12 protein-coding genes are annotated in these 12,542 nt (G+C 46.7%); 2 read left to right on the top strand and 10 right to left on the bottom strand.

Annotated features, from left to right (window positions below; all coding sequences use genetic code 11):
* The 3 genes from yfkAB to AMS66_RS09365 form a co-directional block, all read right to left on the bottom strand.
* A partial coding sequence (yfkAB, locus tag AMS66_RS09375; protein WP_236703295.1) for a radical SAM/CxCxxxxC motif protein YfkAB occupies nucleotides 1-804 on the bottom strand: 804 nt, incomplete at its 3' end.
* A gap of 223 nt (nucleotides 805-1,027) precedes the next feature.
* Complete coding sequence (locus tag AMS66_RS09370; RefSeq protein WP_053780527.1) at nucleotides 1,028-2,146, bottom strand: HD-GYP domain-containing protein; 1,119 nt, start codon at nucleotides 2,144-2,146, stop codon at nucleotides 1,028-1,030.
* 69 nt (nucleotides 2,147-2,215) lie between these two features.
* Nucleotides 2,216-3,646: a bifunctional metallophosphatase/5'-nucleotidase gene (locus AMS66_RS09365; RefSeq protein ID WP_053780526.1), complete on the bottom strand. Its 1,431-nt coding sequence runs from the start codon at nucleotides 3,644-3,646 to the stop codon at nucleotides 2,216-2,218.
* 120 nt (nucleotides 3,647-3,766) lie between these two features.
* Here AMS66_RS09365 and AMS66_RS34540 point away from each other — a divergent pair, with 120 nt between their 5' ends.
* Entirely contained in the window at nucleotides 3,767-4,513 is a 747-nt protein-coding gene (locus AMS66_RS34540) for a molybdenum cofactor biosynthesis protein (protein WP_053780525.1), read from the top strand.
* Nucleotides 4,514-4,637: 124 nt separating this feature from the next.
* Complete coding sequence (locus tag AMS66_RS09355; protein WP_053780524.1) at nucleotides 4,638-5,687, top strand: HD-GYP domain-containing protein; 1,050 nt, start codon at nucleotides 4,638-4,640, stop codon at nucleotides 5,685-5,687.
* A gap of 142 nt (nucleotides 5,688-5,829) precedes the next feature.
* On the opposite strand, the gene AMS66_RS33575 is transcribed toward AMS66_RS09355, so the two are convergent.
* From AMS66_RS33575 to sufC, 7 genes are all read right to left on the bottom strand, one after another.
* Nucleotides 5,830-5,961, bottom strand: coding sequence for a YjcZ family sporulation protein (locus AMS66_RS33575; RefSeq protein WP_208642727.1), 132 nt, complete (start codon nucleotides 5,959-5,961; stop codon nucleotides 5,830-5,832).
* A gap of 144 nt (nucleotides 5,962-6,105) precedes the next feature.
* A complete protein-coding gene (locus AMS66_RS34535; protein ID WP_053780523.1) occupies nucleotides 6,106-6,825 on the bottom strand; it encodes a M23 family metallopeptidase in 720 nt (239 codons plus the stop codon).
* 327 nt (nucleotides 6,826-7,152) lie between these two features.
* Nucleotides 7,153-8,550 (bottom strand): Fe-S cluster assembly protein SufB, encoded by a 1,398-nt coding sequence (gene sufB / locus AMS66_RS09345; protein WP_053780522.1) that lies wholly within the window; start codon nucleotides 8,548-8,550, stop codon nucleotides 7,153-7,155.
* 20 nt (nucleotides 8,551-8,570) lie between these two features.
* Complete coding sequence (gene sufU, locus AMS66_RS09340; RefSeq protein ID WP_024629096.1) at nucleotides 8,571-9,002, bottom strand: Fe-S cluster assembly sulfur transfer protein SufU; 432 nt, start codon at nucleotides 9,000-9,002, stop codon at nucleotides 8,571-8,573.
* The gene (locus AMS66_RS09335; protein ID WP_053780521.1) at nucleotides 8,992-10,212 is read right to left on the bottom strand and encodes a cysteine desulfurase; all 1,221 of its coding nucleotides are present in this window, start codon (nucleotides 10,210-10,212) and stop codon (nucleotides 8,992-8,994) included. The genes sufU and AMS66_RS09335 overlap by 11 nt, the downstream gene beginning before the upstream one ends.
* A complete protein-coding gene (gene sufD, locus AMS66_RS09330) occupies nucleotides 10,209-11,513 on the bottom strand; it encodes a Fe-S cluster assembly protein SufD (RefSeq protein ID WP_053780520.1) in 1,305 nt (434 codons plus the stop codon). The genes AMS66_RS09335 and sufD overlap by 4 nt, the downstream gene beginning before the upstream one ends.
* A gap of 24 nt (nucleotides 11,514-11,537) precedes the next feature.
* Nucleotides 11,538-12,320 carry a Fe-S cluster assembly ATPase SufC gene (gene sufC / locus AMS66_RS09325; protein WP_053780519.1) on the bottom strand — a complete coding sequence of 261 codons (783 nt, stop codon included), beginning with the start codon at nucleotides 12,318-12,320 and terminating at the stop codon, nucleotides 11,538-11,540.
* Nucleotides 12,321-12,542 lie beyond the last annotated feature (222 nt).

Below are 12,542 nucleotides of genomic sequence, written 5' to 3'. Positions count from 1 at the left end.
GCATGCGAAGAACGGAAGTGTACCAAACAGCATCCACATATCCTTGTCACGCACATCCAACAAACGATGAATAGCAGCTCTCATATGATCAAGGGAAAGCACCGGCAGCGCAGAAGCAAAATTCGAATTATACATCGGATGTACTTCATGACGGACACAGCCCATCTCACGGATCAATTGATGAATCCCCTCAAGCTTGTCATGGGTACGGAAATTAATCATGGACTCCGCAGAGATGAACATGCCCGCTTCACTAAGCTTACGGGAATTTTCCATCATTTTCTCATACATCTTCACCGCTACTTCACGCTTTACGGGTCTACCACTGTTGGCAAAACCGACTTGGTGAAAATCATCGGCATCCAGATAATTGAATGAGATATGCATAACGTCCAGATAAGGCAGAAGTTGCTCGTACCGACGAATATCCAGCGTCAGATTCGAGTTGATCTGGGAACGAATCCCCCGATCCTTGGCATATTTGAGCAACGGAATGATCATCTCATCCACGGTCTTCTGGCTGAAGCTCGGCTCACCGCCTGTCAGACTGATCGTCTGAAGGTGCTCAACCTCATCCAGCCTTTTAAGCATCAAAGGTAACGGGAGCGCAGGCGCTTCGCGCATTGTTAACATATCTCCTACCGCACAATGCTCACAGCGCATATTGCACAGATGAGTCACGGTCATTTCTACACTTGTTAGCACATGGCGTCCATATGTACGCAAAGAGCCGATCGGATCCCAAGGATCATTAGTCGGCGATAAAGGCATCGGCTCTACCGATCCTGAGTTTAGCATGGTCATTGTTCTTCACCTTATTCCTTTTATTAACCTAAAAAGTTTTATTTACAACATACCCCGTCTTCATCTTTTTGGAGTTATCTTTTATCATAGCACAATTTCCTGCGCTCTGGCATGAGCCTGCTCTGTCCATTACATGACAAAAAACGCCCACGTAACATCAGGGCCAAGCTGGACCGGATGTTACGATATGAGCGCTGACCCAATCTTCATTAGATGTCAAATATCAAAATATTTCATTACGTGCTGAAGCTGGGGTAGCGTCTTCCACCCCTTCAACGCCTGTAATCATAACAGACAGCGCTGTGGACAGATCGATTTCATAGGGTGCACTTAATGTCTGTCCATATGCGTCCTTGAGGACACGAATGCGTGGTCGTTGCGGAACGCGGGAATGGATGGCTGCAACCACCCCGATCTCCCCCGTACTCAGCTTGACGGAAATACCTAAGGGATAGATGGCCACACAGTCACGGAATTTCTCCAGCATTCGCTGCTCATATAGTGTCCCTGAACCCGTGTATAATACTTCTACAGCTTGATGTGGCAGCAAGGCTTGTTTATATACTCGATTGGTTGTCATCGCATCATACGAATCGGCAAGGGCCAGCCATTTGGCATACTCATGAATCTCATTGTCTTTCAAACCAAAGGGATACCCACTACCATCAATTCGTTCATGGTGCTGTAAAGCACAATGTGCAGCAAGGAGCGGTATACCCGGTTCATCTTTGAGAATACGATGTCCATATGTAGTATGCTGCTGTATGATTTTAAATTCCTCATCACTCAACCTGGAGGGCTTGTGGAGTATTTCCGGGGCAATCTGTGTTTTTCCAATATCATGCAACAAGGCACCCAGACCAATCTCCATTAATTGCTGGCGTGTATAACCCGATGCCACTCCAAGAACCAAGGTATACACGCATACATTCAATGAGTGATTATACAGGTCAAAATCACTGGAGTTCATATCCATCAGCATAATCATCGCTTCCTTCTGACTGCCAATGTCCTCCAATATCGTATTCATCAACCCGCTAAGTGCCTTACCAAAGTGTGGAATCCGGCTTTTGGTTTTCACCCCGGACATGCTCTGGAACTGCTGCTTGATCTCGACCAGCGCTCTGCGCCTGGTCTCTTCCTGCAGCATATCCGGAATAATGATATCTTCTGTTGCTGCATCCGCAATATACACATAGCCGATCCCCAAATCCTTGAGACGTCCAATCAACCGACTGGTCAGCTCCACTCCCTCACTGAGCAGAACCACACCCTCTTCACTATAAATTCGTTTCCCCAGCTTCATGCCAGGCTGCAATAGGTTTATATGTACTAAACGCACAGCCTATCCTCTCCCGCTCCGTAGATGTAATTTCCACTAGCCGCCGCTTCAGCAGAAGGCAAGTACTTGTTAGATTTCATGCCAACGGGATCGCAGGCTGTCATCCAGCGCCCCTGGTCTTTTCAATTCCGTTTCGAGCAGGTCACGTATGAATTCCGGAAGTCGATACGATGTGTCCGTTCCAAGAGCAAGTGACGGATAACCCACGTTAAACGTAAACATGTCGAGTGTTCCCACCACATATTCATGTTCATCACGAATCGGTTCGCCCTCAATATATATGGCACGGATCTTCTCGTACGGAGGCGAATGTGGATCATACTCCACGTCCATCCCATCCATGCACAATGTTCCTAATATGTCTCCGCGAAATCCAAACCCGATAATCGATTTTCGTGAAAACTCTGACAACAGGGACTGCTCCAGTGCCTGCCGAATCTGAATTCCATTCAAGCATATTGTACAGGCATTAATGGGAGATGGACATAGGGAATGTAACATTCCCTTTGTAATATTTCCCTGCGGAAGATCTGCAAGAAGCTGCCCGGCATTCACCAGAGACAACTGCGCTCCGGTGAACTGACGAACTGCCTGGGCAAGCAATGACGCAAACGGAGACTCATGATCGTAATCAATGGTAAGCGTCCTGTCCGTAATAACGGCTGTTTGACCAAGCGCACGCTCGGCTTCCGTCCGGTGTGTATCTATAGCCAGCGATACGCTTTCTTCGAGCATCATGTTCTGGACCGGAACACAGCCGCTGCTTACCAATGTAAGTTCGTTCGCTTCATCTCCCCGCTCCAGTACCACCTTACCGAGCCACTGGCCAAACTTGCCTGCCGCTCCAAGCACCGTCTGACCAATGACTACTGGTTCTTCGAGTACATGATGTGTATGTCCGCCCAGAATGACATCGATGCCCTGGATCTGTTCGGCCAATCTACGATCTGTTGAAAGCCCCAGATGTGACAAGATAACGACCACATCCACCTGAGGACGCAAAGCTTCAACTTGCTCACGCAACGTCTCCACCGGCTCCAGTACATCCCATCCCAGCAGTTCGTAAAAAGCCGTAAAAGGTGCTGTAGCACCAAGCAAACCGATGCGAAATGGCCCCTTCTCCAGAATGAGAGAGGATTTCATCCAGACTGGGGGCTGGCCCGTAGCCTGCTCTACAACATTTCCACATACAACAGGACACAGAAGTCCAGAGTAAGACTGCGCCAGTTGTTCGGGTGTAAATGTTAGTCCTTCGTTGTTCCCTATTGTTATGGCATCATAACCAGTCAGATTAAGGACATCCACGTTGGCTGTCCCCAGCGTCCCCTCCGTCTCAACCGCCATCCGGTCCATATGATCTCCGATATCTACTACCAGAAACTCTCCAGCCTCTTCCTTCTCATGTCCGATCATGGCGGCGATGGAGCTCATGGAGCCAAAATGACTATGGATGTCATTGGTGTGTAGAATCGTTAACGTTTGCGTCTTTTTGGTGCTCATCACACCGCCTCCCTTTTATCGTCGATAACGTACATTCCTCTAATGGATAAGCATAACATTTTCCGCGTCGTTATGATATATTTATAGGGTTTAGAGATCAAAAAGAGGTGAGGTATTTCCATGAAATTAACAATTCAACTATTTGCAGGAATCGCTGAACATCTGGGCACATCCCTGCTTGAATATGAATACCCTGGAACGGATCCGACTCCTGTGCAATTAAAAGAAAAACTGAGTCTTGCTTACCCTGAAGCAGCTGCTCAAATACGTGTTTCTTTTCTGGCAGTAAATCAGCAGTATGCTTCTGCCGATATTATAATCAAGGTCCAGGATGAACTCGCCTTAATTCCCCCTGTGTCGGGAGGAGATGGTACGAATTTGACTGGTAACGGGCATGGTTCTTCCCATCCTGAGCATCGCACGGATGACGGATTATTCCTTATCACCCAGTCCCCACTGTCCGTGGACGCCACAACGAAGCTAGTTATCACTGCAAACCATGGAGCAGCCCTTACTTTTGTAGGTACCACCCGTGAAATGACCGGACAACAAAGAACGGTCCATCTCGAATACGAGGCCTATGTACCCATGGCACTTTCTCAGATGGCAGCTATCGGTAGTGAAATCAATGAACGCTGGCCAGGCGTAAAATGTGCGATTAGCCATCGGATTGGGAAGGTAGACGTAGCAGAGATCAGCGTCGTTATTGCCGTTTCCTCCCCTCATCGCAGTGACTGTTACGATGCAAGCCGTTACGCGATTGAAAGACTCAAACAGAATGTCCCCATCTGGAAAAAAGAAATATGGGAAGATGGTTCCGAGTGGAAAGGTCATCAACTAGGACCCTGGAACCCCACAGACAATTAAATAACTAGTCATTCGACCTGTTCAATGGGTGACGGAATTAGTAAATAAGTCGTTGTCAACCCATTTTTTTCTTGTTATTATAATCATATGTGTCGATATTAGTCGAGGAAAAGGTGGTTTATACGTGAGAGTGCATGTTACTGATCTTAAAACTGGCGACCTGTTAAAAAATGATGTGTACAACAGTTCGGGTCTCCACATGCTGATGAAAGGTTCCACCCTCAGCGACGATGATATTGCCAAGCTGCTGCAGCACGGAATCGATTACGCAGATGTAGAACATACAACATCTGACCTACACTCTGATGCACAAACCTTACCTTCCGATCAAACCCGTCTGTTAACTAACCTGTTTAACGATACGATCAAAGGTACAGAATCTCTGTTTGAACAAGCGATGGAGAAGGGTTTTATTGATGAGACTCAGGTCGATGAGATTTTGATAACCCTAACGGGACAGCTTGAAAAACAAAAGGACGTTGTCTCCTTGCTGCTGATGCTTGACGGGGATAATGACTATACCTACAACCATTCACTTCAAGTCGGAATGCTCGCTTTTTATATCGCCGGCTGGATGGGCTACAACCCTGAGGAATGTCTGACCGTAGCCAAAGCAGGGTATCTTCACGATATTGGCAAGTCCAAGATTCCTCCTGAAATGTTACATAAGCCGGGCAAATTAACGCCTGAAGAATTCGAAGAAATGAAGAAACATACGTTATATGGTTATGAGATTGTCAAAGAGTCCACTCAGGACGAGATTCTTGCAACCGTTGCCCTCCAGCATCATGAGCGTGAGGATGGAAGTGGCTACCCATACGGACTGAAAGGCGATGAGATTCACCCCTTTGCCCGTATAACGGCTGTAGCCGATGTGTACAGCGCGATGACGACCAATCGGGTGTATCAGACCAAGCAGGAACTAATCTCCGTGCTATGCGAATTGTACAGCCTCAGCTTCGGTCAGTTGAATGCTGAAGTTACGCAGGAACTCATTAAACACATGCTACCCAATTTTATTGGCAAAAGGGTTCTGCTCACTACCGGCGAAACCGGTCTGATTGTCTTGAACAACCCTGCGGATTACTTCCGTCCACTCGTTCAGACCTCTACAGCCTTCATTGATTTAGCGAAGGAAAGAGATGTAGCTATCGTTGAAATTTATATCCAGTAAGCATTAGCATTTAGGTCTGCACAGCAGCAGTTAGAGTAACCCAAATTCAAGAGAACATCTTACACGTTTACATTGTATACACGTAAAAAAAAGGGGAGCCGTTAAGGCTTCCCTTTTTGTATTCCATTTCGTTCAAATCAGATTAAACGCAGAATGCTTTAGTGATGATAACCAACAGAATGAACAGTACCAAGATCGCACCCGTGTTAGTGAACATATTGTATCCGCCTACGCCGCCTACGTTGCCACCACAGCCATATCCAACTTCGCTCATGTGATTGCCTCCTCTTCATCAGGTATACCCTAACATATGACGTTTGCGTTTGGATGAACCGGGCGAACTGGCAACATTCAATAAATGGTTGTCTGCCTGCTTTTGCCTGAAAATCAAGCTTCACGTTTACTCTTGATCTGTTTGTTAACTTGAGGAACTAGAAGAGACCTTCATGCCCTTCTCCTTGCGATACATGATGACAAGCAATCTCCAAAAATCATAACTGCCTGTATTGTTCATTATATATGGTTTGTAATAATGATAAGCTTCCTCTGCCCAAGACGGACAAGCCATACTGGAAATGTTTTTTTGCTGCTGGATCCAGGCCGACTGGGATTCCAGCATCTTCTCCATCGCTGTTAACCGCGCTCTTTCCTCCGTCGTCATTGCGGTTCCCTCCTGCCCTTCAACCGTTGAACTATATTCAGATTGCAAATAGATTCCTGGATCAACAACACCATTTTCACTAGCCGTGTATCCATACGAAGGGGAGCTAGTTTTGCGCACCTCATAGTGCATATGCGGACCTGTGCTTTCCCCCGTGCTCCCCTGGTTGCCAAGAAGCTGCCCTTGTTTCACTTGCTGTCCAACTTTTACTGCAATTCGGGAAAGGTGAGCATAACAATGCAAGTACCCCCTATGATCCTGTACCGCAACCGTAAGCCCGTAACCACCGAATCCTGAGCCTGTAGCCCCTTCCGCAGCAAAATGTACAGTCCCGTCCATAAATGCATGTATGGGCCCATTCCATGGCTCTGTGACAAGATCAATTCCACGATGAAATGTCTGTCCGCCAGAAATAGGATGAATACGGTAGCCAAATGAACTCGTAATCCGATATCCCTTAAACGGATTGTTGCTCATGTATTCACATCCTTTTCTATCATTAGATGCTTAAATCTAGTAAATGGCTTGTGCTATTTCTCTTATTTTATTACAAATAAACCCAGAAAAGTATGAGGGAAAACTTGCGTCTTCTCACGCTTACATTTAAGGCTGGGCATAAGAGTTGAGCTGAGTGTCACGTTGTCCAGGTTAAAGCGAGCGTTTCTAATGTAATAAAAAAAAGATCGAGGGATGGAACTCCCTCGATCTTTCTTTGATACTGTATAAAGATCACGTGAAACTTGATTCAGCATAAAATCAGCACAATCAGAATCGCCTTTTCTGAAACGGGCTATGGCAGCGGGATTAACCGATGCTGCCTTCCATCTCGAACTTGATCAATCTGTTCATCTCTACCGCATATTCCATCGGCAGTTCCTTCGTGAAAGGTTCAATAAAGCCCATGATGATCATCTGTGTTGCTTCTGCATCGGTCAAACCACGGCTCATCAGGTAGAAGAGTTGATCCTCGGACACTTTGGATACCGTAGCTTCATGCTCCAGCATGATGTTATCATTCATAATTTCATTGTAAGGAATCGTATCAGATGTGGACTCATTATCCAAAATGAGCGTATCACATTTGATATTGGATTTCGCGCCTTCCGCTTGGCGACCAAAGGAAGCCAGACCACGGTAAGTAACTTTACCACCATGTTTACTGATCGACTTGGATACAATCGTAGATGTTGTATCTGGAGCCAAGTGAATCATTTTCGCACCTGCATCCTGATGCTGATTTTTACCAGCTACAGCGATAGACAGAACCGAACCTTTAGCTCCGCGGCCTTTCAGTACTACGGCTGGATATTTCATCGTCAGTTTGGAACCGATGTTACCATCGACCCATTCCATCGTTGCATTCTCTTCAGCAACCGCACGTTTGGTAACCAGGTTGTAGATGTTTGGTGCCCAGTTTTGAATCGTTGTGTAACGAACACGGGCATTTTTCTTACAGATAATCTCAACGACCGCACTGTGCAGTGAGTTCGTGCTGTAGATCGGAGCTGTACAGCCCTCTACATAGTGAACGAAGCTATCTTCGTCTGCAATAATAAGTGTACGCTCGAACTGTCCCATATTTTCGGAGTTAATCCGGAAATAGGCTTGCAGAGGCACCTCACATTTCACGCCTTTAGGCACGTAGATGAAGCTTCCTCCGGACCAAACGGCACTATTCAGTGCAGCAAATTTGTTATCTGCTGGTGGAATAACGGTTGCGAAATACTCACGCAGGATTTCCGGATGCTCTCTAAGTGCAGTATCCGTATCCATAAAGATTACGCCCTGATCTTCCAATTCTTTTTGCATGTTGTGGTATACAACCTCGGACTCATACTGAGCGGATACACCTGCAAGGAACTTTTGCTCTGCTTCAGGGATACCCAATTTATCAAAGGTTTCCTTAATTTCGGAAGGAACCTCTTCCCATGTTTTCCCTTGCTTTTCAGAAGCACGAACATAATACTGAATTTCATTGAAATCCAATCCGTCGAGATCTCCGCCCCATTTCGGCATTGGCATCTTTTCGAATTGTTTTAGGGATTTCAAACGGAATTCCAACATCCATTCCGGTTCGTTCTTAATCCGGGAAATCTCGGTAACTACTTCTGCAGTCAGACCTTTACCGGTTTGAAAGATGGATTTGTGCTCGTCGCGAAAACCATATTTATACTCTTCCATTTCTGGTGCTTTTTTAGCCATCTTGCTCTACCTCCCTATCGTTATTGTACATTGTCCTCTTCGTCAATTCCTTTGCGTAATGCATTCCAGGCCAACGTGGCACATTTAATGCGAGCAGGGAACTTGTTCACACCGGATAGGGCTTCGAGATCTTCATAATCGTCGAAATCGACTTCTTCCCCTTTCATCAGTGAGGAGAAACGGTTAGCCATGTCGAGTGCCTGATCCATCGTTTTGCCTTTGACTGCCTCGGTCATCATCGATGCTGAGGACATGCTGATGGAACAACCTTCCCCCGTATACTTGGCTTCCTGAACGATTCCGTCTTTCAGCAAAAGCTGCAGTGAAATCCGGTCGCCGCACGTTGGATTATTCAAATTCACCGTGACAGCGTCATTATCAAATGTTCCGCGGTTGCGCGGGTTTTTGTAGTGGTCCATTATGACACGCCGGTACAGATCATCAAGTTGCATCGCCAAAATACTCCTTTGTCTGGATTAAGGCGCTGACAAGCCGGTCCACATCTTGTTCGTTATTGTATAGATAGAAACTGGCACGAGCTGTTGAACTGACTTCAAGCCAGCGCATCAGCGGTTGGCAACAGTGGTGTCCGGCACGAATGGCTACGCCACTCGCATCCAGCACAGTTGCCACATCATGCGGGTGTACATCACCGAGGTTAAATGTAACCACTCCGACATGACGCTTGGCTGGTCCATAAATGGTCAGTCCGTCAATCTCGGCCATACGTTCCGTTGCATAAGCTGCCAGCACACTTTCATGATGAGCAATCTCATCCATGCCAATCTGCTCCAGGAAATCGATAGCAGCGCCCAATCCAACCGCACCTGCGATAATCGGAGTTCCGCCTTCGAATTTCCAGGGAAGCTCTTTCCAATTGGATTCATAGAGACCCACATCATCAATCATTTCACCGCCGAACTCAACCGGTTCCATGGACTCCAGCAGCGCCTTTTTGCCGTAAAGTGCACCGATCCCGGTTGGTCCGCACATTTTATGGCCGGATAATGCGTAGAAATCACAGTCCAGATCCTGCACATCCACCTTCATATGCGGTGTGCTCTGTGCGCCATCCACAACGATGACAGCACCTTTGCGATGTGCAATTTCAGCGATTTGTTTTACCGGATGAACAACACCCATAACATTGGATACATACGCGATTGCTACAATTTTGGTATTGTTCGTAACCGTATTCTCCACATCAGCCAAATCAATGTTGCCATCCGGCTGAAGCGGAATGTATTTCAATGTCGCTCCCGTTTCCTTGGCTACCTGCTGCCATGGAATCAGATTGCTATGGTGTTCCATCTGCGTAATAACAATTTCGTCGCCTTCTTTGCAGACTGCGCGTCCGTATGACGAAGCCACCAAATTCAAAGCGGTCGTTGTCCCACGGGTGAAAATAATCTCCTGTGTACGCCGTGCGTTGATAAACTTGGCAACCTTCTCACGTGCGCCTTCATAAGCATCCGTTGCACGGCTTCCAAGCGTATGAACACCACGATGCACATTGGAGTTCTCATATTCATAATAATGTTTAATCGCTTCGATTACAGCCAGCGGCTTCTGGGAAGTCGCTGCGTTATCTAGGTATACGAGCGGGTGTCCGTTGATTTCCTGGTGGAGGATCGGGAACTGCTCGCGGATAGCCGGGTTCATTGTCCCAGTTTCCGTTCGATGAGAGACTGCAATTGGGTACGCAGTGCTTCCAGAGGAATATCCGCCACCACCGGAGCCAGGAAGCCGTAAATGATCAGGCGTTCCGCATCCGTACGGTTAATCCCGCGAGACATCAAGTAATGAATTTGTTCCACATTGACTTGACCTACAGAAGCCGCGTGACCTGCTGTTACATCATCCTCATCAATGAGAAGGATTGGGTTGGCGTCTCCACGTGCTTTCGGGCTCAGCATCAGTACTTTCTCTGTTTGCTGTCCGTCCGCTTTGGTAGCACCTTTCTCAATCTTCGTGATTCCGTTAATGATTGCAGAAGCTTCTTCACGCATAACTGCACGTGTGATCATCTGGCTTGGTGTGTTTTTGCCAAAGTGACGAGCTTGAGTGGTGTAGTTCAGTTTCTGGGAACCGGAACCTACTGCGATGACTTTGGAATCGGAGCTTGAGCCATTCCCATTGAGAACCGTCATTGTGTTGCTTGCAGTATCACCGTTGTTCATCTCACCAACGATCCACTCAATCGAACCATCGTTCTCCACCACTGCACGGCGGAAAGAAACGTCAGTAACACTCGTACTCAGTTGGTGAACTGATGCGAAACGGACTTTGGCACCAGCTTTCACGAACACTTCCACAACACCGTTATGGAAAACAGGTGAAGACAATTCTCCGGAAACATAATTGTCCACATAAGTTACAGAGCTGTTTGCCTCAGCAACAACAAGCACGTGCGGTGCAAATGTTGCAGAAGCATCATCTGTGAGTAATACCGCTTGCAATGGAACTTCAATTTTTACATTTTTCGGAACATAGAGGAATACCCCGCCGTTCCAAAGTGCTGCGTGCAACGCTGCAAGAGAATGCTCATCCGGTTTTACAGCCGTGTTCAGATACGGTTTAACCAGATCGCTGTGTTCGCGAACCGCTGTAGCCAGATCCGTGAAGATGACTCCTTTTGCCGCAAGATCAGCAGAAATCTTGGAGTAAACTGTACCGGAATTGCGCTGGATGACCAGACTACCTTCCGCTTGATCCTTAACCAGATCTTTAATGGAAGCTGGTACATCTTCCAGAGAAGCAATCGCTTCACTAGCTTTGTATGTGCCGTACTCGCTGACATTCCAGCGTTCGATTTTTTGTTTTTCCAGTTTGGGAAGCGCAAGCCCGCTTGCAAGCTTTAAAGCTTCAAGCCGCTGTTCGGTCAACCAGCCGGGTTCATTGTTACTTTCCGACAAGGCGCGAAGCGCTTCAGATTCAACCGGAAGAATTGTTTGTGTAGTCATTGATTATCCTCCTCCGTTTTGTCTTTACGCTTCCTGTCCTACAGTTTCGTCTGTGATTCCCAGCTCTGCCTTAACCCAGTCATATCCTTCAGCTTCCAGACGGTGAGCCAGTTCAGGGCCGCCGGACTTCACGATACGACCTTGCATCATTACGTGTACATAGTCAGGTGTAATGTAGTTCAACAGGCGTTGGTAGTGAGTGATGATCAGGAATCCGCGATCTTCGCTCTTCATTGCGTTTACACCGTTTGCCACGATTTTCAGAGCATCGATATCCAGACCGGAGTCAATTTCATCGAGTACTACAATTTTCGGATCAAGCAGCATCATTTGCAGAATCTCGTTCCGTTTTTTCTCACCACCAGAGAAACCTTCATTCAGGTAACGGTGAGCAAATTCAGGATTCATGTCGAGTTCTTTCATTTTACCTTCCATTTGGCGAATGAACTTGATCAGGGAGATCTCGTTACCTTCACCACGACGTGCGTTAATTGCACTACGCAGGAAGTCGGAATTCGTTACGCCAGCAATTTCACTCGGGTATTGCATTGCCAGGAATAGACCTGCACGAGCACGCTCGTCTACAGCCATATCCAGTACATCTTCACCGTCAAGTGTAATCGTACCGTCTGTTACTTCATATTTAGGGTGCCCCATCAGAGCAGAAGCCAGTGTTGATTTACCTGTTCCGTTCGGACCCATGATTGCGTGGATTTCTCCACCTTTCATTTCCAGGTTGATGCCTTTCAGGATCTCCTTACCTTCGATCGTCGCTTTCAGACCTTCAATGACGAAATTCGTAGCCATGTGTATTGTTTCCCTCCATTGATTAATTTGATGTTTACTGTCGAAAACGAAAAAGCACCTATTAAAATATCTGAAGAGGGCTTCCCCTGAATTTCTCCTGTACTCCAATCTCCAAAGCAAGAATCACTTTAGAATAATTCTAAACTGATTCTCAATGATTATCAAGTCATTTCCTAAGAACTCTTGTCCCTTACAGGAAACATTATTCTATCTGATTCTATA

It is taken from the genome of Paenibacillus xylanivorans, from assembly GCF_001280595.1.
Lineage (GTDB): Bacteria > Bacillota > Bacilli > Paenibacillales > Paenibacillaceae > Paenibacillus > Paenibacillus xylanivorans.
The sequence above is the reverse complement of the archived record's forward strand: the minus strand, read 5'-3'. Positions and strand labels throughout refer to the sequence as shown.

Excerpts from the sequence above, each read along its gene's own strand:
- AMS66_RS09365 (WP_053780526.1), bottom strand. The coding sequence starts at position 3,646 with ATGAGCACCAAAAAGACGCAAACGTTAACGATTCTACACACCAATGAC.
- AMS66_RS34540 (WP_053780525.1), top strand. The coding sequence starts at position 3,767 with ATGAAATTAACAATTCAACTATTTGCAGGAATCGCTGAACATCTGGGC.
- AMS66_RS33575 (WP_208642727.1), bottom strand. The coding sequence starts at position 5,961 with ATGAGCGAAGTTGGATATGGCTGTGGTGGCAACGTAGGCGGCGTAGGC.
- AMS66_RS34535 (WP_053780523.1), bottom strand. The coding sequence starts at position 6,825 with ATGAGCAACAATCCGTTTAAGGGATATCGGATTACGAGTTCATTTGGC.
- sufB (WP_053780522.1), bottom strand. The coding sequence starts at position 8,550 with ATGGCTAAAAAAGCACCAGAAATGGAAGAGTATAAATATGGTTTTCGC.
- sufU (WP_024629096.1), bottom strand. The coding sequence starts at position 9,002 with ATGCAACTTGATGATCTGTACCGGCGTGTCATAATGGACCACTACAAA.
- AMS66_RS09335 (WP_053780521.1), bottom strand. The coding sequence starts at position 10,212 with ATGAACCCGGCTATCCGCGAGCAGTTCCCGATCCTCCACCAGGAAATC.
- sufD (WP_053780520.1), bottom strand. The coding sequence starts at position 11,513 with ATGACTACACAAACAATTCTTCCGGTTGAATCTGAAGCGCTTCGCGCC.
- sufC (WP_053780519.1), bottom strand. The coding sequence starts at position 12,320 with ATGGCTACGAATTTCGTCATTGAAGGTCTGAAAGCGACGATCGAAGGT.